Annotated in this window: 19 protein-coding genes and 1 pseudogene; 15 read left to right on the forward strand and 5 right to left on the reverse strand. The window is 66.3% G+C overall.

Features of this window, described 5'->3' with window-relative positions; genetic code table 11:
- Window positions 1-101: 101 nt before the first annotated feature.
- From PARJ55_RS23410 to PARJ55_RS23045, 3 genes are all read left to right on the forward strand, one after another.
- On the forward strand, window positions 102-1,832 hold the full coding sequence (locus PARJ55_RS23410; protein ID WP_198019372.1) for an FAD-dependent oxidoreductase: 1,731 nt from the start codon (window positions 102-104) through the stop codon (window positions 1,830-1,832).
- 35 nt (window positions 1,833-1,867) lie between these two features.
- A complete protein-coding gene (locus tag PARJ55_RS0115665) occupies window positions 1,868-2,383 on the forward strand; it encodes a hypothetical protein (protein WP_156929509.1) in 516 nt (171 codons plus the stop codon).
- Between the two features lie 230 nt (window positions 2,384-2,613).
- Window positions 2,614-3,798 (forward strand): hypothetical protein, encoded by a 1,185-nt coding sequence (locus PARJ55_RS23045; RefSeq protein ID WP_028713898.1) that lies wholly within the window; start codon window positions 2,614-2,616, stop codon window positions 3,796-3,798.
- 16 nt (window positions 3,799-3,814) lie between these two features.
- Here the strand turns inward: PARJ55_RS23045 and PARJ55_RS0115675 are convergent, their stop codons facing one another.
- Window positions 3,815-5,434, reverse strand: a complete 1,620-nt coding sequence (locus tag PARJ55_RS0115675; RefSeq protein ID WP_028713899.1) for an FAD-dependent oxidoreductase — start codon at window positions 5,432-5,434, stop codon at window positions 3,815-3,817.
- Between the two features lie 136 nt (window positions 5,435-5,570).
- Here PARJ55_RS0115675 and PARJ55_RS0115680 point away from each other — a divergent pair, with 136 nt between their 5' ends.
- The 9 genes from PARJ55_RS0115680 to PARJ55_RS0115720 all read left to right on the forward strand — a co-directional run bounded on the left by PARJ55_RS0115680 (window position 5,571) and on the right by PARJ55_RS0115720 (window position 14,909).
- Window positions 5,571-6,251: a GntR family transcriptional regulator gene (locus PARJ55_RS0115680; RefSeq protein WP_028713900.1), complete on the forward strand. Its 681-nt coding sequence runs from the start codon at window positions 5,571-5,573 to the stop codon at window positions 6,249-6,251.
- Between the two features lie 24 nt (window positions 6,252-6,275).
- Window positions 6,276-7,256, forward strand: a complete 981-nt coding sequence (locus PARJ55_RS0115685; RefSeq protein WP_028713901.1) for a TRAP transporter substrate-binding protein — start codon at window positions 6,276-6,278, stop codon at window positions 7,254-7,256.
- A 78-nt stretch (window positions 7,257-7,334) separates the two neighbouring features.
- On the forward strand, window positions 7,335-7,823 hold the full coding sequence (locus PARJ55_RS0115690) for a TRAP transporter small permease (protein ID WP_036698818.1): 489 nt from the start codon (window positions 7,335-7,337) through the stop codon (window positions 7,821-7,823).
- A 3-nt stretch (window positions 7,824-7,826) separates the two neighbouring features.
- Window positions 7,827-9,107, forward strand: a complete 1,281-nt coding sequence (locus PARJ55_RS0115695) for a TRAP transporter large permease (RefSeq protein ID WP_028713903.1) — start codon at window positions 7,827-7,829, stop codon at window positions 9,105-9,107.
- 1 nt (window position 9,108) lies between these two features.
- Window positions 9,109-10,152 carry an L-idonate 5-dehydrogenase gene (locus PARJ55_RS0115700; protein WP_028713904.1) on the forward strand — a complete coding sequence of 348 codons (1,044 nt, stop codon included), beginning with the start codon at window positions 9,109-9,111 and terminating at the stop codon, window positions 10,150-10,152.
- A gap of 4 nt (window positions 10,153-10,156) precedes the next feature.
- Window positions 10,157-11,314 (forward strand): alpha-hydroxy acid oxidase, encoded by a 1,158-nt coding sequence (locus PARJ55_RS0115705; RefSeq protein ID WP_028713905.1) that lies wholly within the window; start codon window positions 10,157-10,159, stop codon window positions 11,312-11,314.
- Between the two features lie 18 nt (window positions 11,315-11,332).
- The gene (uxuA, locus tag PARJ55_RS0115710; RefSeq protein ID WP_028713906.1) at window positions 11,333-12,541 is read left to right on the forward strand and encodes a mannonate dehydratase; all 1,209 of its coding nucleotides are present in this window, start codon (window positions 11,333-11,335) and stop codon (window positions 12,539-12,541) included.
- Window positions 12,538-13,986: a mannitol dehydrogenase family protein gene (locus tag PARJ55_RS0115715; RefSeq protein ID WP_028713907.1), complete on the forward strand. Its 1,449-nt coding sequence runs from the start codon at window positions 12,538-12,540 to the stop codon at window positions 13,984-13,986. The genes uxuA and PARJ55_RS0115715 overlap by 4 nt, the downstream gene beginning before the upstream one ends.
- The gene (locus PARJ55_RS0115720) at window positions 13,983-14,909 is read left to right on the forward strand and encodes a sugar kinase (RefSeq protein WP_028713908.1); all 927 of its coding nucleotides are present in this window, start codon (window positions 13,983-13,985) and stop codon (window positions 14,907-14,909) included. The genes PARJ55_RS0115715 and PARJ55_RS0115720 overlap by 4 nt, the downstream gene beginning before the upstream one ends.
- Window positions 14,910-14,970: 61 nt before the next feature.
- Here the strand turns inward: PARJ55_RS0115720 and PARJ55_RS22300 are convergent.
- The 4 genes and pseudogenes from PARJ55_RS22300 to PARJ55_RS0115740 all read right to left on the reverse strand — a co-directional run.
- Window positions 14,971-15,384, reverse strand: a pseudogene (locus tag PARJ55_RS22300) (DUF6691 family protein); the annotation flags it as partial.
- 1 nt (window position 15,385) lies between these two features.
- The gene (locus PARJ55_RS0115730) at window positions 15,386-15,826 is read right to left on the reverse strand and encodes a YeeE/YedE family protein (protein ID WP_028713909.1); all 441 of its coding nucleotides are present in this window, start codon (window positions 15,824-15,826) and stop codon (window positions 15,386-15,388) included.
- Window positions 15,823-16,026: a DUF2892 domain-containing protein gene (locus PARJ55_RS0115735; RefSeq protein WP_028713910.1), complete on the reverse strand. Its 204-nt coding sequence runs from the start codon at window positions 16,024-16,026 to the stop codon at window positions 15,823-15,825. The genes PARJ55_RS0115730 and PARJ55_RS0115735 overlap by 4 nt, the downstream gene beginning before the upstream one ends.
- A gap of 14 nt (window positions 16,027-16,040) precedes the next feature.
- A complete protein-coding gene (locus PARJ55_RS0115740) occupies window positions 16,041-16,919 on the reverse strand; it encodes an MBL fold metallo-hydrolase (RefSeq protein WP_028713911.1) in 879 nt (292 codons plus the stop codon).
- A gap of 822 nt (window positions 16,920-17,741) precedes the next feature.
- Between PARJ55_RS0115740 and PARJ55_RS24335 the strand changes: the two genes are divergently transcribed.
- The 3 genes from PARJ55_RS24335 to PARJ55_RS0115755 are packed head-to-tail and all read left to right on the forward strand — an operon-like array spanning window position 17,742 to window position 21,791.
- The gene (locus PARJ55_RS24335; protein WP_028717316.1) at window positions 17,742-18,770 is read left to right on the forward strand and encodes a hypothetical protein; all 1,029 of its coding nucleotides are present in this window, start codon (window positions 17,742-17,744) and stop codon (window positions 18,768-18,770) included.
- Window positions 18,767-20,605: a glycosyltransferase gene (locus tag PARJ55_RS22305; protein ID WP_051416306.1), complete on the forward strand. Its 1,839-nt coding sequence runs from the start codon at window positions 18,767-18,769 to the stop codon at window positions 20,603-20,605. Before PARJ55_RS24335 ends, PARJ55_RS22305 begins: the two co-directional genes overlap by 4 nt.
- Before the next feature lie 34 nt (window positions 20,606-20,639).
- Complete coding sequence (locus PARJ55_RS0115755) at window positions 20,640-21,791, forward strand: UDP-galactopyranose mutase (protein WP_028713913.1); 1,152 nt, start codon at window positions 20,640-20,642, stop codon at window positions 21,789-21,791.
- Window positions 21,792-21,813: the final 22 nt, after the last annotated feature.

Below are 21,813 nucleotides of genomic sequence, written 5' to 3' on the forward strand. Positions count from 1 at the left end.
CAGGCAAGATGTCGGAAGGTCTTCCTTACTCTTAAGCGCGGCTGACCCCAAATCCGACTTACCGCTGCACGACCCGGAGCGCGCAGTTCAGGAGCGACATGATGAGAAAATTCGACGTCTTTGTCCACGGCGCCACTCCGTCGGGGATTTTCTCCGCCATCGTATGCGCGCGGGCGGGAAAATCCGTCGTGATTCAGGCACCGGAATCGTCAATCGGCGGCATGATCACCGGCGGCCTCGGCATCACGGATGCTCCGCATCGATTCAAGAACTGGGCCGGCGGGGTCGTCGAGGAATTTACCGACGCGGTTTCCTCGATCACCGGCTATAACGCTTCAAGCTTCCTGCAGTGGAACTTTCCGCCTTCCGTGGCGCACCGGGTATTGTCCCGGATGATCCGTGCAGAACCGAATATCGTTCTGGCGTTGGGTGAAACCATCACGCAGGTCATCCGCAATGAGATCGTGGACCAGGACGGCCAACCGGACAGCGCCGTTGCGGAACGCGGAACCCGCATCGCCGCGATAGCCACGGAAGGATGTTCCTGGCTGCGAAAGCCGGGAAAAGGCGGGCTCTATGCCGCAAAGGTCTATATCGATGCCAGCTATAATGGCGGCCTCATGGCTGCCGCAAACGTGCCCTGGAGAATTGGCCGCGAGGCGGCCTCGCAATTTGGCGAAGACTATGCGGGCGCCAATCCCGGCTGCGTCACCGAGCGCACTTACGATGTCGTCGATGAGAAAGGCAATCTCACCAAATACGGCGGCTGGCGCGCATTCGAACCCAAGGGCAGCGCCGATCGCAGAAGCATGGCGATGGGCTTCAGGAATTGCATCACCAACATTCCCGGCGATTCCAACCTGAGATTTCCTGCTCCTCCAGGGTTTGATATAAGAGATTTCTCTGACGAAGTCAGATTAGCGCAGAAAGCAGGAAGCATCAGAATAAATACTCGCGAGCATGCTTATCGTCCTATATACAGGGCAACCTATGATGCTGAAAAGGCAAAGCTCGCCATTCCAAACTTCTTGCAACTCGGTGAGCAAGAACGGCAGAATACTTGGTTGAGACTTTCCAGCATCAAAGAGATGACGGAATATCGCGACAAATTTTCGGCCAATGGCAGCGATATTCGCGGAGAAGTCTCATCGGAATACTCTGAAGCAACTGATAAGCGCCGACATGAGATTCGCGAGTTTTTAGCCTATCGAGAACTGGGAAGGCTGCATATCTTTCAGCAGCGATTCGAGGTTCCACAAGTAGTAAGACGAAATTTTTCCATGTGGGGGCTCTGTGCTGACGAGTGGCAGGACGACTATATCCTCACCCCTGGCTGGCCTTCCGAACTTTATCAACGGGAAGGTCGTCGTCTTGTTGGACAGGTAACGATCAATTTTTGGCACGCAGTGTACGAGGTGAATTGGGAGGATAGTATTGCTGTAGGACAGTACATCCTTGATTCAAAGGCTAAAACACAGACAGCGCGCCCATTCGGAGGTACGAAATTTGAAGGACATTTGGCAGTAAAGACCTTTCAAGACGCCAATGGGGCCGAGGTGCATGCGGGAAATGCAAACTACATCACCGTTCCGCTGCGGGCGGTGGTTCCTCCGGTCGGGGAATGCGACAACCTTATCGTCAGTTGGGGCATATCGGCCAGCGAGGTTGCCTTTACCGCCATCAGGCTGGAGCCTTTTCTGTCCGCAGTGGGCGAAGCCTGCGGCCATGTCGCGCTGACCAGTCTGGAAATGGAGGTTTCGCCGGCGAAACTGTCTTACGCGCCGGTTCAGAATCGCCTCAAGAAGGCCGGCCTGACGATTACTCGCTTCTGATGCTTCTGATGTTCAAGAACAGGATGGCAAGAAACATGGATAACGTCAAAAAGGCGGGCCGCAGGGAAACGCAAGCCTTCACGACTGGAGGCCCGGGCTTGACGATCGTTTCGCCGGATGGCCGTTCCGGTGCGGCGCATTTCATCGTCGAAAGCCCGAATTTCCCCTTCGGAATCGGCGATGTGGATATCGCCAGCGGCCAGGAGCAGGCCATCGAACTGCAGGCACAGGGAAAATATATCATCGACAATATCACCATCTGGGCCCCTGCGCGCATTGAGCCGGGCGACGCGCTGTTGACCCTTCGAACGCTCGACCAGAAAAGAGGCGGCGGCCTGCTGCTGGTGGAAAATGCGGATCTGGGCAGGCTGGCCGAAAAGAATGCCATCCAGGATTTCCCGATCCGGCTGGGAGAATGGCAGGAGGCGCCGTATCTTTACGCGCAGGTTTCGCCGCAAGGAATTGGCACGGTCCGGGTCCAGATTTACGGCCGCATTCTTTCCCTCGCGGACCATCACGCGCGCAGCTCCTATCGGGATCGCCTTCGGTAAAGCCCGAACGGGCGTCTTGCTCTGTCGCATGGATATTTCCCAGCGCCGCAAGCGCCGCTTTTGATTAATATGTATATGATCCATTTGTCTGCGTTTCGACGCTTTTTGGTCCTCTCTAAAATATCATTCTGATTGCGGCTGAAACTTGGTTATTGTCGCAAGCGTAATCGAACTGTGTCGTTCACCAGCATGAAGGTTATCCGCAGGAACAGTTCCGACAGGAATTCAGGATGCTGGATGCAGTCAGAAGGCTCTGCCGGGTCGTGGCACAGGAAGGCGTCACCGGTGCCATCAACCGGGTCCGATACCGTCGCGACGACCGGCTGATGCGCGAGATCAGTGCCCCTTCCGACCAGCCCATGGCGCTTGTCGGCCACGGGCCGCTGAAGGCGCGGTTTCAGGCCGAGCTTGCGCGCCACGGGCTTCTGGCCGCCGCCTCGGCCGGCTGCCGCTCGATCGTCTTCAACCCCGGCGCTGCCGAGCTTGGCGCGGGGGATCTGGCCGCGGCCGTGCTGGACGACGACTATCTTGCGGCGGCCGGACCGCAGGACGGCGCGATCCAGGCGCTGCTGGCATCGGGCTGCGCGATGATCGTCGGTTCGGAGGAAGGCCTGCGCCGCGCGCTGGCGCTGGGGGCGGCGCTGCCCGACATCACCCTGGTCCCCGACCGGGCTCCGGGACACCAGACCAGGCTGGCCATCGGGCGCTGGCTCGCCTATGCCGGCGCCCTTGATCCCGCCCGCTATCTGGAGGAGGTGCTGGCCTTTGCACCGCCGATCGGCGACCGCGCGCATATCTGCATCAGCCTGCCGGAATATCTGCAAAGGCGCGACAGTTTCCGGCAGGGCAATCCGGCCGGCTTCCGCTTCTTCGACGGCATCCGCCTGCTGCCCGCCTGGAAGGGCTGTGCCTGGAGCTACAAGACCGTCGCCGCCAAGGCGCTGCAATCCGGGGCGGAGCGCCTGACCATCTGCGAGGACGACGCCTTCTTCAGCCCGGATTTCCCGCAATATTGCGCGGCGATCCACCGTTATCTGGACCGCGCCGACTGGGACGTCTTCAACGGCGTGATGACCCGGATCGAGGGCAAGCCCAAGATCAGCCTGCGCAGGCGGCTGGGCGACAATCACATCATCCACACGCCGCACATGATGGGCATGGTGTTCAACGTCTATAACCGCATCGCGCTGGAATGGATGGCAGACTGGTCCCCAGATGCCGGGGATGCGAGCACGAATACCATCGACGAATGGCTCAACAGCATGCCGGGGCTGCGGGTGGTCTCGGCCGTGCCCTTCATCGCCGGCCATCGCGAGGACGTGCATTCCACCATCTTCGGCTTCAAGAACCAGCGCTACAGCGGCATGATCCGCGCGACCGAGCGCGAGATCCTGTCGCAGGTCGAATCCCGCTGACTGCCCGGGCGGCGGATCACCCGGCCGACTTCCCCTGCCCCGGCAGCTTGCGACGATATCCGGCGATCTTGCGGCGGAGCCGTGCCCGGATGAAGGTGGCCGAGGGCCATTGCCGGAACCGCGCCTGACGCAGTTCCACCACCGACCGGCCCCGGATCTGGTGCGCGGGGACACCGTGCCGGTCGGCAAGATGGGCCATCATGGCGGCCGCGGCCCCCAGTTCCATCCAGGTCGGCTCCATGCGGATCGAGCTGAAGGCGACATGGCTGGCCGAGACGCCGCAGACCGAGAAGAAGTTCCGGCAATCATCGTGATGTGCCAGGATGATCCAGCCCGGCAGGGCATAGCGGTGGGCGCTGTGCGAAAAGAACATCCCCTCGCGCAGGACATTGGTCCCGGTGCGGTTCACCTGCCAGCGCACTGGCTTGCAGTCCAGATGGTATTTGCCGATGCAGATGGCGTCGGCCGGATCGACGCCGCCGCCTTCGATGTCCTGCTGGCGAAAGACATGCGCGCCGACAAGCCTGCGGCCCTCGCGCACATAGACCTCGGGAGGCAGATGGCCCGAATCGGCATATTCGTCCGCGGGCAGGCCGAACTGGCCGAAGAACCGCCGCAGGCGGACGGGCACCGAGTCGTCGTTCTGGATGAAGTGCAGCAGCGCCTGGGTATAACGCGCGAAATCCTGGGTCAGCGCCTTGCGGCGCTCCATCGAAGCTTTCACCCATTCCTGCGTCAGCGCCGGATTGTTCAGCGGCGCGGCCGGGCCGGAATTCATGTCGAACTTGCCGTTCGGCAGCTCGTTCAGCTTGAAATAGGCCGATTGGAAGGTCGTGCCCTGCATCGGGATGGCCTTCGAGGTGATCCGCCCGGCCCGGATCAGCAGCCCAAGGCGGCGGAACAACGCGAAGTTGCGGAAATCGAAATCCTCGGGCGCGATGACCGGCAGGCGGTTTTCGGGCCGGTTGGTCAGCGTGGGGCGGATGCAATAGCTTTGCAGCCGGTCGTCGCCCGTTCCCGGTTCGGCAGGGGGCGACCAGGGCAGGACATAGGGCAGCGGCCGGCCATCCTGCCGCGGGTCGATCGCCGCCTTGGGCTGCCAGGGCAGAAGCGGGCCGAACGGCTGCCGTCCGGCCAGGCTTTCGCCGAACTCGCTGGCGGATTCGCGGCCCAGCCGGTGACGGATGCCGGCAAGGTGCATCAGGTCGCCCTCGTAAGAGGCATCGACCCACCAGCGTGACGACACCTGCCGGCCGTCGCTCAGCCGGCATTCCGCCAGGCGCGGTCCCTCGCGGCGGATGCCGCCGATGTCGCAATGCAGCGCCAGTTCGACGCCGCTGCGCGCCAGCATGGCGCGAAAGACCTTCAGCGCCATGCTGCTTTCGATGCGGACCGGCAGGTGCGGCATGGCATATTCGTCGCGCACCGCCCGGAAGAACTCCAGCGGCACCCCGGTGATCAAGCCGCTGTTGAGCGTGTCGGCGGCATTCAGCCCCGAGGTCATCATGCCGCCCACCCGCCCCGAGGGCTCGACCAGCAGGGTGCGCAGCTTCAGCCGCGCGGCGGTGATCGCCGCGACGATGCCGGCGGGCGTGGCGCGATAGACCAGGAAATCATAGGGCTGGCTGACGGTCATGGCCGGCTTTCGTGCCACAGATCCGTGCGGATGGAAAGTCGCCCTGCCGGTTTTTCCGGCGGCGTTCCGATGGGGGATGCATTTTTGATTTACTAGTATGCAAGTATGCGATACTTTGCTGCCCGGGAGGTGATTCATGTCCATGCAGCCGAATATCGACTTCACGCTTTCGACCGCGCCGCAGGTCCATGAATGGCTGCGCGATGCGATCCTGCGCGGCGCCCTGCCCCCCGGCACTCGCCTGAGCGAGACCGAGATCGCCAACCAGATCGGCGTCAGCCGCCAGCCGGTGCGCGAGGCCTTCATCCGCCTGACCTCGGACGGGCTGGCCGAGGTGCGGCCCCAGCGCGGCACCTATATCAGCCGCATCTCGCTTTCGGCGGTGCTTTCGGCGCGGCTGATCCGCGAGGCCGTGGAAAGCGATCTGGTCCGCATGCTGGCCGAACAGGCCGACGAGCGGCTGCTGACCCGCCTGGATGCCGAGATCGACGAGCAGCGCGAGGCCGTGGCGCGCGACGATGCCGAAACCTTCGTCCGGCTCGACGACCGCTTCCACCGCCTGCTTGCGGTGGCGGCCGGGCAAGAGGCGGTCTGGGTCGTGCTGGAGGGGCTTAAGTCGCAGATGAACCGTCTGCGCTACATCACCGCGCGCACCTTCGACATCCAGAAGCTGATCGGCCAGCATGCCGAGATCGTCGAGGGCCTGCGCAATCACGACCCGGCCCTGGCCGAGCAGGCCATGCGCCGCCATCTGCGCGAGTTGCTGAACGACCTGCCCGAGATCTCGCGCAGCCGTCCCGAACTTTTCATACCCTGACCCGCATCATCCCGGAGGAGAACGATGATCACCCTGAACCGCCGCCGCTTTGCGGCGCTGGCCGTGGCATGCCTGACCGCCGCTTCCGCCATGGGCGCCTCTGCCGCCGAACTGACGCTGAAGCTCGGCCACCTCGCCAACGAACAGAACTCCTGGCACAAGGCCTCGCTGAAATTCGCCGAGGAACTGGCGACACTGACCGAGGGCCGCATCGCCGTCGAGGTCTTTCCCAACGACTCGCTGGGCCGCGAGATGGATCTCATCAACGGCATGCAGCTGGGCACGGTCGAGATGACCATCACCGGCGAAAGCCTGCAGAACTGGGCGCCCATGGCGGCGCTGCTGGCCATTCCCTATGCCTACCAGTCGCTTGAACACATGGACGAGGTCGCCGGCGGCGAGATCGGCAAAGAGATCGAGGCGCAGATCATCGAACGCGCCCAGGTCCGCCCCATCGCCTATTTCGCCCGCGGCGCGCGCAACCTGACCGCCAACCGCGCCATCACCAGCCCGGCCGAGCTGAATCGCATGCGCATGCGGGTGCCGAACGTGCCGCTGTTTGTCGACACCTGGACCGCGCTCGGCGCGCAGCCGACGCCGATGGCCTTCTCGGAGGTGTTCACCTCGCTGCAGAACGGCACCATCGACGGGCAGGAAAACCCGCTGGCGCTGATCCAGGCCGCCTCGCTGAACGAGGTGCAGAGCCATGTGAACCTGACCGAGCATGTGCGGGGCTGGATCTATCTGACCGTGGCCGAGCAGGTCTGGCAGCGCCTGTCCGAAGAGGATCAGGGCCACATGCTGGAAGCCGCCCGCCGCGCCCAGGAGTTCGAGCGCCAGCAGTTCCTGCAGGACGAGGACGCCATCCGCGCCGATCTGGAGGCCAAGGGCATGACCTTCGTCGAAACCGATCAGGCGGCCTTTGCCGAGGGCTCGCGCGAGGCTGTCATCAACAGCGTCGACGAAAGCATCCGGCCCATCGTCCAGGACCTGTTCAACAATTAACCGGCCCGGTCGCGGCGCGCACCGCGCATGCCGCGACTTGCCGACAAGGGTTTGAAGCAGATGAAAAATCTGGCTCTAATGCAACGCATTCTCGCGGCGGTCTGCCGGTTTGCGGTGGGCATCGCCTTCTTCGTGCTGATCGCGGTGGTCACGCTGCAGATCACCACCCGGACCTTCGGCCTGCCCTCGCCGGTCTGGACCGAGGAACTGTCGCGCTACCTGCTGCTCTACATGACCGCCTTCGGCATCGGCCTGTCGCTGATGACGGGCGAGCTGGTGAACGTGGACCTGCTGCAAGAGACGGTCTCGGAAAGCAAGGCCTGGTGGATGCGCCTGATCGCGGCGGTCTGCACGGCGGCGCTTGGCGCGGTTATGGTCTGGCCGGCCTGGAAATTCACCCAGATCGGGGCCTTCCAGCGCGCGCCCAGCCTGCGCTGGCCGATGGACATCATCCACGCCTCGGTGCTGGTGCTGTCCGTCCTGCTTTGCCTGTTCGCCCTGCTGCGCGTGATCGGCATGATCGCCGGCACCGATGACGGGCGGCCCCACCTTGCCGAGGAAGCCTGATCCATGGACCTTTTCCTGCTTCTGACCACCTTCATCGTGACGCTGGCGCTTGGCGTGCCAGTCGCGGTCTGTCTGGGGCTGGCCTCGCTGGCCTATATCCTGTCGGCGGGCCTGCCGGTCGTCATCATCCCGCAGCGCATGTATGCCGGCATGGACGTCTTCGTGCTGCTGTGCATTCCCGGCTTCATCCTGGCCGGCAACCTGATGAATTTCGGCGGCATCACCGAACGCATCATCCGCCTGGCCAATGCCATGGTGGGCTGGATGCGCGGCGGGCTGGCCATGGCGAACGTCGCGGATTCGATGATGTTCGGCGGCGTCTCGGGCACGGCGGTCGCCGATGTCGCGGCGACCGGCGGCGTGATGATCCCCGGCATGAAGAAATCCGGCTATCCCGGCGATTTCGCTGCCGCGATCACCGCCGCCTCGGCCACGGTTGGCCCGATGCTGCCGCCCAGCGTGCCGATGATCATCGTCGGCGCCCTGTCGGGCATCTCGGTCGGCCAGCTGTTCCTTGCCGGCGCGGTGCCGGGCGTGCTGATGGGCATCGGCATGGCGATCACCTGCTATATCCTGGCCGTGCGCCGCAACTATCCGCGCCAGCAATGGCAGGGCTTCGGCGAGCTGGTCGCGGCCTTCCTCGCCGCCTTCTGGGCGCTGGCCATGACCGGGCTGATCATCGGCGGGTTGCTGACCGGCATCGCCACCCCGACCGAGACCGCCATCGTCGCCTGCCTCTACGCCTTTGTCGTCGGCGCCTTCGTCTATCGCGAGCTGCCGATCCGTGCGGTGCCGCGCATCGTCGTCAACAGCGCCGTCTCCTCGGCCGGCATCCTGGCGCTGGTGGGTTTCGCCAATGTCTTCGGCTCGATCCTGGCATCCGAGCGCATCCCGCAGATGCTGGTCAGCACCGTGCTGGCGATCACCGACAACCCGATCCTGGTCATCCTGCTGATCAACGTGCTGCTGCTGGCGATCGGCATGTTCATGGAGACCATCGCCGCGCTGATCATCCTGTTCGTGCCGCTGCTGGGGCTGGCGACCAGCGTCGGCATCGAGCCGCTGCATTTCGCGACCTTCGCGGTCCTGAACCTGATGATCGGCCTGACCACGCCGCCGGTGGGCGTCTGCCTGTTCGTCGCCTGCAACATCGCGCGCGAGCCGCTGGCCAAGGTGATCAGCGCGGTCATTCCCTTCCTGATCTCGAACATCATCGTGCTGCTGCTGGTCTCCTATTACCCGCCCTTCGCCACCTGGCTGCCGACGACGCTGATGGGGAACTGACATGACACGGGACATCGCCTGCCGCCTGCATGCGGCCCACGACCTGCGGATCGAGCCCCTGCCCGATCCGCAACCCGCCGAGGGCGCTGCCCTGATCCGCGTGCTGCGCGGCGGCATCTGCGGCTCGGACCTGCATTACTACCATGACGGCGGCTTCGGCCCGGTCCGGGTGCGCGAGCCCATCGTGCTGGGCCACGAAGCCGCGGGCGTGGTCGAGGCCGCGCCCGAAGGCTCGGGCCTCGGGGCCGGTCAACTGGTCGCGCTGTCGCCCTCGCGCCCCTGCGGCGAATGCGAATATTGCCGCGCGGGCGCCGAGCGGCATTGCCTGGCCATGCGCTTCAACGGCTCGGCCATGCGCTTCCCGCATGAGAACGGCTTCTTTCGCAGCCGGCTCTATCATCCCGTCGGGCAGTGCCTGCCGCTGCCCGACGGGGCAGACGCCGCAGCCGCGGCGGGGGCCGAGCCGCTGGCCGTCTGCCTGCACGCCCTGACCATGGCGCCCGACCTGGCCGGCCAGCGGGTGCTGGTCACCGGCGCCGGGCCCATCGGCGCGATCTGCACCGCGCTGGCCCGCCTGCGCGGCGCGGCCGAGATCGTGGTGACGGATGTGCAGGACTTCACGCTGGACATCGCCCGCCGCATGGGCGCCGACCGGGCGGTGAACGTGGCCGAACAGCCCGACGCGCTGGCCGATCTGGCCGAGGGCAAGGGCCGCATCGACGTGGTGCTGGAATGCTCGGCCAATCCCCATGCCATCGCGCAGGCCATCGGCGTGACGCGGCCGCAGGGCACCGTGGTGCAGATCGGCGTCGGCGGCACCCTGCCCCTGCCGCTGAACCTGATCGTCGCCAAGGAGCTGCGCCTGGTCGGCACCCACCGCTTCGACCGCGAGTTCGCGCAGGCCGTGCGCATGATCGGCGCGGGCGAGATCGACCTGTCGCCCATGGTCACGCAAGTCCTGCCCGCTGCCGAAGCGCAGCGCGCCTTCGATCTTGCCGGCGACCGGGCGCAGGCTGTCAAGGTGCAGCTGGATTTCGAGGCCTGAACTCATGCCGGTCATCACCGAGATCGAGGATCTGCGCCGCCTGCACCGGCGGCGCGTCCCGCGCATGTTCTACGATTACGTGGATGTCGGCGCCTGGACCGGCGGCACCTATCGCGCCAACCGCGCCGATTTCGAACGCATCCTGCTGCGCCAGCGCGTGGCCCGGAACATCGAATCCCGCAGCCTTGCCACCACCATGCTGGGCCAGCCGGTCTCGATGCCCCTGGCGCTGGCTCCGGTGGGCCTTTTGGGCATGCAGCACCCGGACGGAGAGATCCACGCCGCCCGCGCCGCGCATTCCGCCGGCGTGCCCTTCACGCTATCGACCATGTCGATGTGCTCGCTGGAGGATATCGCGCAGGCGACGGGGGCGCCGTTCTGGTTCCAGCTCTACACCCTGCGGGACGAGGAGTTCCTGGACAACATCCTCGACCGCGCCCGCCGGGCCGGGGTCACGGCGCTGGTGCTGACGCTGGACCTGACCATCCAGGGCCAGCGCCACAAGGATCTGAAGAACCGCATGACCGCGCCGCCCCGGCTGACGCTGCCGAACCTGATCGACATCGCCCTGCATCCCCGCTGGGCGTTGGGGATGCTGGGCACGCGCCGGCGCAGCTTCGGCAATATCGTCGGCCATGCCCGGGGCGTCGAAAGCCTGGGCGACCTGATGGACTGGACCGCGCGCCAGTTCGACCAGCGGCTGGACTGGAATCGGGTCGAGCAGATCATCCGCAAATGGGGCGGGCCGGTGATCCTCAAGGGCATCAACGACCCCGAGGACGCGCGGCGCGCGCTGGATACCGGCTGCGACGCGATCCTGGTCTCGAACCATGGCGGGCGGCAGCTGGACGGCGCCCCCTCGACCATCCGCACGCTGCCCGCGATCCGCCGGGCGGTCGGCACGGACTTTCCGCTTTATCTCGACGGCGGCATCCAGTCGGGACAGGAGGCGCTGAAGGCCATCGCCAGCGGTGCGAACGGCGTCTTTGTCGGCCGCGCCTTCACCTATGGGCTGGGTGCCATGGGGCAAAGGGGCGTCGAGGCGGCACTGGCCATCCTGCGCCGCGAAATGGACATCACCATGGCGCTTTGCGGCGTCAACGACATCAAGGATTTCGGTCCCGGCTGCCTGTGGCCCGACGACCGCGGCAATGCCGCCTGAAGAACAAGGAAAACGTGAATGCGACATACCTGGCGCTGGTTCGGTCCCAAGGATCGGGTCTCGATCGACGACATGCTGCAGGCGGGGGTGCAGGGCGTTGTGACCGCCCTGCACCACGTCCCGACCGGGACCGTCTGGTCCCCCGAGGAAATCGCCCGCCGGCAGGCCGAGCTGGCGGTGATGACCGACGGCGCGCCCTCGGGCCTGAAATGGGAGGTGGTCGAAAGCCTGCCGGTCAGCGAGGCGATCAAGACCCAGACCGGCGACTGGCGGACGCATGTCGCCAACTGGATCACCTCGATGCGGCACCTGAAGGAGGCGGGGATCGAGGTGATCTGCTACAATTTCATGCCGGTGCTGGACTGGACCCGCACCGATCTGGCCTGGCGGCGCCCGAACGGCGCGCGCTGCATGCGCTTCGACTTCACCGATTTCGCCGCCTTCGACATTCATATCCTGCAGCGCAAGGGCGCGGCCGAGGATTTCCCCGAGGAGGTCCGCGAGGAAGCCGCCCGCCGCTTCGCCCAGATGGACGAGGCCCGGCGCGAAGAGCTGGCCGGCAACGTGGTCTTCGGCCTGCCCGGCGCGGCCGAGCATTTCACCCTGAACGATGTGCGGACGCTGCTGGACAGCTATGCCCCCGTCACCGACGCGGTGCTGCGCCGGCATTTCCACGACTTCCTGGAACAGGTCGTCCCCGTCGCGCAAGAAATCGGGGTGCGGCTGTGCTGCCATCCCGACGACCCGCCCTTCGGTCTGCTGGGCCTGCCGCGCGTCATGTCCACCGAGGCGGATTACGCCGAGCGCATGGCCGCCGTGGATATGCCGGCGAACGGCATCACGCTCTGCTCGGGCTCGCTGGGGGCGCGGCCGGACAACGACCTGCCGGGCATGATGGAGCGGCTGGGCGACCGGGTGCATTTCCTGCACCTGCGCAACGTGCGCCGCGACACGGACGCGATCCGGGGCTCGTTCTTCGAGGACGAGCATCTGGGCGGCCAGACCGACATGGTGGCGCTGGTCGCCGCCGTCCTGCGGGAGGAGGCCAAGCGCCGCGCCGCCGGCCGCGCCGATGCCGTGATCCCGATGCGCCCCGACCACGGGCAGGACATCCTGGACGATATCGGCCGCGGCGGGCAGCCCGGCTATCCCGCCATCGGCCGGCTCAAGGGCCTGGCGGAACTGCGCGGGGTCGAACTGGCGCTGAGCCACGGGGCGCGGCCATGAGCCCGCGCCTGACCGGACTGGCCGACCTGCCGCCCGGCGTCGCGCGGCCGCGCTATGACCGCGCGGCGCATGGCATGGGCATCCTGCATCTGGGACTGGGCGCCTTTCACCGCGCGCATCAGGCGGTTCATACCGACGACGCGCTGGCGGCCGGGGGCGGCGACTGGCGCATCCTCGGCGCCAACCTGCGCAGCCGCGACGTCCCGGATGCGCTGAACGCGCAGGACGGGCTTTTCACCGTGCTGGAGCGGTCCGAAAGCGACCGGGCGCGGGTGATCGGCGCGCATGGCCCGGCCATCGGCGGCGACGCATCGGCGATCCTGCGCGCCGCCTGCGATCCGGCGATCCGCATCCTGTCGCTGACCGTCTCGGAAAAGGCTTACGGGATCGACCGCGCCGCCATGGATGCCGATCCGGCCCATCCGGCGGTGGCCGCCGACCTGGCGCAGCCGCAGGAGCCGCAGGGCGTGCTGGGCATCATCACCGCGGCCCTGGCGGCGCGGCGCGAGGCCGGGGCCGCGCCCTTCGCGGTGCTCAGCTGTGACAACCTGCCGGACAACGGCGCCTTGCTGCGCGCCGGCGTGCTGGGCTTTGCCCGCCGCCGCGATCCCGGCCTGGCGGGCTGGATCGCCGATCATGTCGCCTTTCCGGCGACCATGGTGGACCGCATCACCCCGGCCACGACCGAGCGCACCCTGGCCGATGTCGAGGCGCTGACCGGCCATCGCGACCTGGCCTGCGTCGAGACCGAGCCCTTCAGCCAATGGGTGATCGAGGACCATTTCCCGCAAGGCCGCCCGGCATGGGAGGCCGGCGGCGCGCTGTTCGTCCAGGACGTCCGCCCCCATGAGGCGATGAAGCTGCGCATGCTGAACGGCAGCCATTCGCTGATCGCCTATGCCGGGCAGCTGCTGGACCTGCCCCATGTCCGCGACGTCATGGCCGATCCGGCGCTGACGGCGCTGGTCCGTCGCCACATGCGGGCGGCGGGCGCGACCCTGCCGCAGGGCGCCGGGCTCGACCCCGAAGCCTATGCCGCGGCGCTGCTGGCGCGCTTCGCCAACCCGGCCATCGCCCACCAGACCCGCCAGATCGCCATGGACGGCACCGAAAAGCTGCCGCAACGCTGGTTCGCCCCCGCGGCCGGGGCGCTGCAGGCCGGCGGCGACGCCCGCCCCTTCGCCTTCGCCACCGCGATCTGGCTGGCCTGGCTGGCGGCGCAGCAGCAGGCCCCGGACGATCCGCGCGGCCCGGTGCTGCTGGACTTGGCCCGCAAGGCGGGCGAGGACGACGAGACCCTGACCCGTTCGGTCCTGGCGCTGCCGGGACTGGCGCCGCCTGCGCTGGTCGGGGATGCCGGCTTCATACAGGCGGTGCGCCGGACCGTCACCCATATCCGCCGCGACGGGCTGCGCGCGGCCATGGCGAAGGAACTGGCATCGTGACCGGCCAGGCGATCCTTTCCATCGGCGAGGCGATGGTCGAGCTGTCGCCCTCGGGCCGGGACGGGCTGTGGCGGCTGGGCATCGCCGGCGACACGCTGAACACGGCCTGGTATCTGCGCCGCCTGCTGCCGGCGGATTGGCGCGTCGCCTATTGCAGCCGCGTCGGCACCGGCGAGTTCTCGCAGCAGATGGTCGATTTCCTGACCGCCGAGGGAATCGACGCCGCCCATGTCGGGCGCGACCCAAGCCGCGAGATCGCGCTCTATGCCATCTCGCTGAAGGATGGCGAGCGCAGCTTCAGCTATTGGCGCGACACCTCGGCGGCCAAGGGGCTGGCCGACGATCCGGCCGCGCTGGCCGCGGCGCTGCAAGGCGTGGCCATCGCCTATGTCTCGGGCATCACCCTGGGCATCCTGCCCGAGGCCGGCCGGACCGCACTGATCGCGGCGCTGAAGGCCGCCCGTGCGGCGGGCACGCAGGTGGTCTTCGACCCCAACCTGCGGCCCAAGCTGTGGCCGGACATCCCCACCATGCGCCGCGAGATCGAGGCGGCCGCCGCCATCGCCGACCTGGTCCTGCCCAGCTTCGACGACGAGCGCGGCTTCTTCGGCGATGCCGATCCGCAGGCGACGGTGGCACGCTACCTCGCTTGCGGGGCCGGGCAGGTCGTGGTCAAGGCCGGCGGCGATCCGGTGCTCTATGGCGGGAACGAGGGCGCGGGGCTGGTCGAGGACCTGCCGCGCGAGGTGCCGGTGGACACGACCTCGGCCGGGGACAGCTTCAACGCGGGCTATCTGGCGGCCCGGATTCGGGGCGCCGACATCCCCGCCGCGATCCGCGCCGCCCACGATCTGAGCCGCAGGGTCATCCGTTATCGCGGCGCGCTGGTGCGCGAGGCGTTGCCCCCGGGGCCGGCCGATTAGCGCCGCGCCCTGCCCCGCAGCTGACCCGCGCCCCCTGGCCCGGGCCGGTGGCGGACCGGCCTGCACCGCGCCCGCGCAGCAGCCGCGCCAAGGCGATGCCGGCCAGCATCGCCGCGACGAAGACCACCGGCTCGGGGCGCAGCAGGCCAAGCGCCGGGATCGCGCCGCCCGGGCAAAAGCCGGCGATGCCCCAGCCGATCCCGAACAGCGCCGAACCCCCGACCAGAGCCGCATCGATGTCGCGACGGGCCGGCAGGTGGAAGCGGTCGCCGCAGAGCGGCGCGGACCGTTTCAGCACCATGCGGTAGCCGATGAAGGTCACCGCCAGGGCGCCCCCCATGACAAAGGCCAGCGAAGGGTCCCAGCTGCCGGCGAGGTCGAAGAAGTTCAGCACCTTGGCCGGGTTTATCATGCCCGATACGGCGATCCCGGCGCCGAAGATCAGGCCGATCAGCAGGGCGGAAAGCACAGGCATCTCAGAACCCCCCGATCACATGGCGAATGACATGGACGGTGACGCCGGTGGCCAGCATGAAGGTCAGGGTGGCCACGACCGAACGCCGGGAAAGCCGCGCCATGCCGCAGACGCCGTGCCCCGAGGTGCAGCCGCCGCCGATGCCCGCCCCCAGCCCGACGGCGAAGCCGCCGATCGCCGTCCAGATCGGCGGCGACGGGCTGGCGAAGGGGATCGCCATGCCCGCCACCGCCGCCAGCAGCAGCGGCGCGACCGCCGCCCCCGCCAGAAAGGCCAGCCGCCAGCCGCGCCCGCCTGCCTCGGGGCCGGATGCCGGTCCCAGCAGACCCGAGACGATCCCGGTCATGCCGGCGATGCGCCCGTGCAGCGCCATCAGCAGCACCGCCGCCAGCCCGATCAGCGCCCCGCCCAGGGCGGATTGCCAGGGCGTGAACTCGGTCATTCCTTGCCCCCCCGGCGGATGCCCAGCAGCGACCAGACCGGGCAAAAGCGTATCGCGCCGGTGACCAGCAGCACCAGGCCGGCGACCACCGATACCCAGGTCCACAGGCTGGACAGCCCGACGAGGAACGGCAGGACCACCAGCAGGACGCCGAGGATCAGCCGCAGGACGCGTTCGGGGGTTCCGATATTGATCTGCATCTCTTGTTCCTTTCTCACTCCCAGGGGGCCTGCAGCAGGCCGAGCGGGATCTTAAGATAGCGCCTTCCATTGGATTCGGGCTCGGGCAGGCGCCCGGCATTGATGTTGACCTGCAGGGCATGCAGGATCAGCTTGGGCATCGGCAGGGTCCGGTCGCGGGCCTCGCGCGCGGCGACGAATTCCGCCTCGCTGCGATGTCGCGCCATGTGGATGTTTGCGGTCTTCTGCTCGGCCACCGTCGATTCCCAGCGCGGCTCGCGCCCGCCCTCGCAATAGTCGTGGCCGGTGAAGAGCCGCGTGTCGTCCGGCAGGGCCAGGATGGCCTGGATCGAGCGCCACAGCCCATGCGCGTCGCCGCCGGGGAAATCGGCGCGGGCGGTGCCGCTGTCGGGCATGAACAGCGTGTCATGCACGAAGGCCGCGTCGCCGATCACATAGGTGATCGAGGCCAGCGTATGGCCGGGCGAGAACATCACGCGCGCCGGGATATTGCCGAGCTCGAAGCTTTCGCCCTCGGCGAAAAGCCTGTCCCATTGCGAACCGTCCGTCGGGAAGTCGGGCCAGTTGTAATAGCCTTTCCACAGTTTCTGCACCTCCACCACCTTCTCGCCGATGGCGGTGGGCGCGCCGGTCTTGCGCCTGAGATAGTCGGCGGCCGAGAAATGGTCGGCATGGGGATGGGTGTCCAGGATCCACTGCACCTCATAGCCCTTCTCGGCGATGAAACCGAGGATGCGGTCCGCCTCGATGGTCGCGGTGGCGCCGGATTTCTCGTCATAGTCCAGCACCGGATCGACGATCGCGCATTTCCCGGTTTCCGGATCGGCCACGACATATTGCACCGAACCGGTGCGGGACTCGTAAAAGCCGGTCACTTCAGGGGCATTGGCCATGGAATCGCCTCGCTTCTGCTGCATGTGTCGATGGGCATTCACGCCGGTTCGCAGATTGTCTATTCGATATTGCGAATATATGCAATGAAAAGCTTCGGCCCCGGGCAGGCGCCTCCCCCGGGGCCGCCCGCCCTGCTTTTGGTCGGCTGCCTCCAACTGGGGCGAGTGCCGGCGGTCAGCGGAGACAGGCGTCTTGCGGGGACCCGCAGGTTCGTCGCAGGGCGGGAACGGGTTCGCTTCGCAGGCGGACCGTCGCCGGGGCAAGCGGCCAGAGCCGCCAGGGGTGAAGCCGTATCGCAAAAGCCGGCCCATGGGCCCGTCCCGGCCCCTCGCCCCAGATAGGCGATGATCGCCTGCGCGATCACTCCCGCGCGGAGGCATGACGGGCCGGATTGCGTGATGCCGGTGGTCAGGACGGAAAGCGCAGTCGGGCGCCGCGGCCTGGCCGACCCGCCTGGGAAACCGCCGACAGAGGCATCCGCCGCGCGGGGCCTTCGAGGCCATGGGACGAGAAGGCAGGCAAAACGCATCAAAGCCGGCGCGGACGGCTTTCCGGGGCCAAGCAGCAAGCCATTGGTGCTTTCCTCCGCTGCCATAATGGGCTAAATCCCCGGACTGCGGGGCCGAGATGGCGCTGCCGCATCCCGAACCCCCTGCTCGAGACCAGACCCTGTGACCCAAGCCCTTCGCATCCCCTCTCTCCCCGATCATGAAAAGTTCGGCTCCGGCTTGCAGGGCGGTTCTTCGAATCGTCAGATGCAAGGACCGGATTTCGTCTGGACCAAAAAGTATCCTGTCAGCCATCAGCGTGCCATCTGAACCATGAAAGTGATCTGCCATATCGGCCACCCCAAGACCGCCTCGACATTCTTGCAAAATACTTGCGCCCAGAATGCGGGATGGCTGCGCGGCCATGGCATACTCTATCCGGACATGCTGGTGCCTGACGTCAATCACATCAGCCTGCTATATGCATGTGCGAACTATATCTCGGTCTTTGCGCGCGACTACGGTATTGAATCGCTAGAGGAGGCAAGAGAGTTTGGCACGAAGCTGAGCGCGCATCTGCGACGGCAAATCGACGAGGCGAACGGAGAAATCCATACCGTCCTGCTTTCCTCCGAGAACCTGACAGCCAATATCAGCGGCCCGCAGGGTGTCCAGAATCTCGCAGCCTTTCTCTCCGAGATTTTCGACGAAGTCCGGATCCTGGTCTATCTGCGGCGGCAGGACGATGCCTTGCTCAGCATGTATGGGGAGTACATGAGGCGCGGTTTTGGAGGCATGACCTTCGACAGCTTCGTCGATGAGGCGCTCGGCAATACCGTGATGGTCCCCTACATTTTCCACCGCAGGATTCTCGAATTCTGGAATGAATCCTTCGGTCGGGATCGGGTAACGGTGCGCATCTTCGACCGCGACGAGTTGGTAGGCCAAGACATCCTGACCGATTTCTTCGATGTCGTGTTTTCCGGAAACCCGCCCGACATGTCGCAGCTTCGGCGTAGCGCCAATGACAATACCGGACTGTCTGCGCCCGCGCTCGAATTCCTGCGCCAGATGCACCCCTTTATTTCTTATCATTGGAACGGAAAGCCCAACCCGCTGCGGCAAAGGCTGCAAGGACGGATCGAAACCCTGCCGGTCGAGCCGCGCGCACGTCTTTCGCGTGAACAGTCCGAGCGCATCATGGCCCATTTTTCCAGCGCCAACGAATGGGTCAGGACAACGTATTTCCCGGACAAGCCGGCACCCCTTTTCCCCCCACGACGCAGGGAAGACCCGACCAGCAACCTCGGGCAAATCACCATCTCCGAATTCGCTCAGTTCACCGGACATCTGTTGTTATGATCCAGCCCGAGTCTGTCCCCTTTCACACCCTGCAATCCCTGCTCTGGCCCGAGGTCGGGATCTCGACCGAGCATCTGCTCTATATGCGACTCGGCGGCGCGGCGGCCTATTCCGGCGCGACGCGCAGCATCTGCTTTTCCGCTGGCGGACTGGCGGAGTTCAACACCGCCGCCAACCTGTTCAACCTGGGGAAATGGCGCCGGCATTGCGGGCTTTCCGACCTCGGCCTGCGGCTCGAGGGCGAAGGGCGGTTCGAACTCGTGGTGTTCCAGATCCTCGCGGAACGCTCGTGGGAGCGGCCGGTGAACGAGATCGTCGAGCTTACGCCAGACCAGCCCTCCCGGCTGGACCTGACCCCGCTGCTCTTGCCCGAACCCGTGGGGCTGGTCTGCTTCTCGCTGCGCGCGCTTGGCGAGGGCAGGCTGGCCGGCGCCGCCTGGGAAAGCCGGCAGGCGCCCAGGCGGCAGCCGCAACTGGCGCTGTCCATCACCACCTTCCGGCGCGAGGAGGCGGTCCGCGCCAGCGTCGCCCGGTTCGAGTCCTTCATGGCCGAGACGCCGCTGGCACCGCATCTGCACCTGATCGTGGTCGATAACGGGCGTAGCGCGGGGATTCGCCCCTCGGACCATGTCACGCCCATCGACAACGAAAATCTCGGCGGTTCGGGCGGCTTCGCCCGCGGCCTGATCGAGGCCGAGGCCCGCGGCGCCACGCATTGCCTGTTCATGGACGACGACGCCTCGGTCCATATGGGCGCGGTCGAGCGGACCTGGACCTTCCTCGCCCATGCGACCGATCCCAGGACCGCCGTGGCGGGCGGCATGACCATGGCCAACCACCGCTGGGCGCTGTGGGAAAGCGGCGCCCTTTTCGAACGGCACTGCCAGCCGCAATGGCTGGGCACCGACCTGCGCAATTTCGACCAGGTCTCGCGCATGGAAATGGAGTCCACCGCGGACAAGCCGCAGAACTTCTATGGCGGCTGGTGGTATTTCGCCTTTCCCGTCGCCCTGACGAAATACCGGCCCTTCCCGTTCTTCGTGCGCGGCGACGATGTCAGCTTCTCGATCGCCAACGATTTCGACATCGTGACCCTGCCGGGGGTGGTCTGTTTCCAGGACGCCGATTTCTCGGACAAGGAATCGCTGCAGACGCTCTATCTGGACCTGCGCAGCCATATCGTGCATCACCTCGCCCTGCCGCAAATGGATATCGGCCTGTTCAAGACCTTGACCATGCCCGCCTGGTTCTTCCTGCGCAGCCTGTTCCAATGCCATTACGAAACCCTCGCGGCGCTGAACCTCGCGGTCGAGGACGTGATGCGCGGGCCGGCCTTCTTTGCCGCCAATGCCGACATGGCGGAACGGCGCGCGACCCTCGCCGCCCTGCGCAAGGACGAGGCCTGGGCGCCGCTTCGGGGCAGGCCGCCGCGGTCGCGCATCCGCTTCAACCCGCACCGGCTTCTGCCGCGGCTGTTGATGAAGGCCACGTTGAACGGGCATCTGCTGCCCTTCTTCCGGCTCTACGGCAACCAGCTGGTGCTGCGGTCGAGCCAGCGCGGCCAGATCCGCCAGACCTGGGGGGCGGCCCGGATCACCTATCTCAGCGCCGACGGCAGCCAAAGCTTTACCGTGCGCCATTCCAAGCGCGCCGCGCTGCGCGAAGGCTGGCGGATGCTGAGGAACGGCTTGCGGCTGATGCGGGACTATCCCCGCCTCAAGGCGGAATGGCGCGAGGGCTATGCGGAACTCGCCAACACCGGGTTCTGGACCGCCCGGCTGGGGATCGAGGCCCCGCCCGCCGCGCCCGGCACCACCCACATGGCTGCGCAATAAGCCGGCCCCATTTCCAACCGTTTCGGAGAGTCCCATGGCGAAACATTGTCTGATGGTGGGCGCGGGCCTGTCCGGCGCGGTGATCGGGCGCGTGCTGGCCGAGGCCGGGCACCAGGTCACCGTGGCGGACGCGCGGCCGCATGTCGCCGGCAATTGCCACACCACCCGCGACGCGGCGACTGGCGTCATGGTGCATGTCTACGGGCCGCATATCTTCCACACCGACGACGCCGAGGTCTGGGACTATGTCAATGGGTTCGAGACCTTCCTGCCCTACAAGAACCGGGTCAAGACCACCTCGCAGGGCGCGGTCTATTCATTGCCGGTGAACCTGCACACCATCAACCAGTTCTTCGGCAAGACCCTGCGCCCGGACGAGGCCCGCGCCTTCATCGAGGGCAAGGCCGACCGCTCGATCAGCGATCCGCAGACCTTCGAGGAACAGGCGCTGCGCTTCGTCGGCCCCGAGCTCTACGAGGCCTTCTTCAAGGGCTACACGCTGAAGCAATGGGGCTGTTCACCGACCGAGCTGCCGGCCTCGATCCTGAAGCGGCTGCCGGTGCGCTTCAACTATGACGACAATTATTTCTTCCACAGGTTCCAGGGCATGCCGGAAAACGGCTACACCGCCCTGGTCGAACGCATCCTGGACCATCCCGGCATCACGGTGCGGCTGAACACCGCGGTCAGCCGCGCCGAGGCCGGCGATTACGATCACGTCTTCTATTCCGGCCCCATCGACGGCTGGTTCGGCTATGAACTGGGCCGGCTGGGCTATCGCACGCTGGATTTCGAACGGTTCGATTACCAGGGCGACTGGCAGGGCTGCGCGGTGATGAATTACGGCGACGTGGACGTGCCCTGGACGCGCATCACCGAACACAAGCATTTCGCGCCCTGGGAAGAGCATGACGGCTCGGTGCTCTATCGCGAATTCTCGCGCGAATGCGGGCCCGAGGACATCCCCTATTACCCGATCCGGCTGGTGGCGGAAAAGGCGATTCTGGCCGATTACGTCGCGCGGGCCGAGGCCGAGCCGAACGTCACCTTCGTGGGGCGGCTGGGCACCTATCGCTATCTGGATATGGACGTGACCATCCGCGAGGCGCTGGACTGCGGCCGGCGCTATCTGGCGGCGCTGGACGCGGGCGAAAGAATGCCCGCCTTCGCGGTCGATCCGCTGTAGACACGCCCTCGCCGTGCCGTGC

This window comes from Paracoccus sp. J55 (assembly GCF_000513975.1).
GTDB lineage: Bacteria > Pseudomonadota > Alphaproteobacteria > Rhodobacterales > Rhodobacteraceae > Paracoccus.

What these genes read in the sequence shown, in the direction of transcription:
- PARJ55_RS23410 (WP_198019372.1), top strand. Translation starts at nt 102, where the DNA reads ATGAGAAAATTCGACGTCTTTGTCCACGGCGCCACTCCGTCGGGGATT.
- PARJ55_RS0115665 (WP_156929509.1), top strand. Translation starts at nt 1,868, where the DNA reads ATGGATAACGTCAAAAAGGCGGGCCGCAGGGAAACGCAAGCCTTCACG.
- PARJ55_RS23045 (WP_028713898.1), top strand. Translation starts at nt 2,614, where the DNA reads ATGCTGGATGCAGTCAGAAGGCTCTGCCGGGTCGTGGCACAGGAAGGC.
- PARJ55_RS0115675 (WP_028713899.1), bottom strand. Translation starts at nt 5,434, where the DNA reads ATGACCGTCAGCCAGCCCTATGATTTCCTGGTCTATCGCGCCACGCCC.
- PARJ55_RS0115680 (WP_028713900.1), top strand. Translation starts at nt 5,571, where the DNA reads ATGTCCATGCAGCCGAATATCGACTTCACGCTTTCGACCGCGCCGCAG.
- PARJ55_RS0115685 (WP_028713901.1), top strand. Translation starts at nt 6,276, where the DNA reads ATGATCACCCTGAACCGCCGCCGCTTTGCGGCGCTGGCCGTGGCATGC.
- PARJ55_RS0115690 (WP_036698818.1), top strand. Translation starts at nt 7,335, where the DNA reads ATGCAACGCATTCTCGCGGCGGTCTGCCGGTTTGCGGTGGGCATCGCC.
- PARJ55_RS0115695 (WP_028713903.1), top strand. Translation starts at nt 7,827, where the DNA reads ATGGACCTTTTCCTGCTTCTGACCACCTTCATCGTGACGCTGGCGCTT.
- PARJ55_RS0115700 (WP_028713904.1), top strand. Translation starts at nt 9,109, where the DNA reads ATGACACGGGACATCGCCTGCCGCCTGCATGCGGCCCACGACCTGCGG.
- PARJ55_RS0115705 (WP_028713905.1), top strand. Translation starts at nt 10,157, where the DNA reads ATGCCGGTCATCACCGAGATCGAGGATCTGCGCCGCCTGCACCGGCGG.
- uxuA (WP_028713906.1), top strand. Translation starts at nt 11,333, where the DNA reads ATGCGACATACCTGGCGCTGGTTCGGTCCCAAGGATCGGGTCTCGATC.
- PARJ55_RS0115715 (WP_028713907.1), top strand. Translation starts at nt 12,538, where the DNA reads ATGAGCCCGCGCCTGACCGGACTGGCCGACCTGCCGCCCGGCGTCGCG.
- PARJ55_RS0115730 (WP_028713909.1), bottom strand. Translation starts at nt 15,826, where the DNA reads ATGACCGAGTTCACGCCCTGGCAATCCGCCCTGGGCGGGGCGCTGATC.
- PARJ55_RS0115735 (WP_028713910.1), bottom strand. Translation starts at nt 16,026, where the DNA reads ATGCAGATCAATATCGGAACCCCCGAACGCGTCCTGCGGCTGATCCTC.
- PARJ55_RS0115740 (WP_028713911.1), bottom strand. Translation starts at nt 16,919, where the DNA reads ATGGCCAATGCCCCTGAAGTGACCGGCTTTTACGAGTCCCGCACCGGT.
- PARJ55_RS24335 (WP_028717316.1), top strand. Translation starts at nt 17,742, where the DNA reads ATGAAAGTGATCTGCCATATCGGCCACCCCAAGACCGCCTCGACATTC.
- PARJ55_RS22305 (WP_051416306.1), top strand. Translation starts at nt 18,767, where the DNA reads ATGATCCAGCCCGAGTCTGTCCCCTTTCACACCCTGCAATCCCTGCTC.
- PARJ55_RS0115755 (WP_028713913.1), top strand. Translation starts at nt 20,640, where the DNA reads ATGGCGAAACATTGTCTGATGGTGGGCGCGGGCCTGTCCGGCGCGGTG.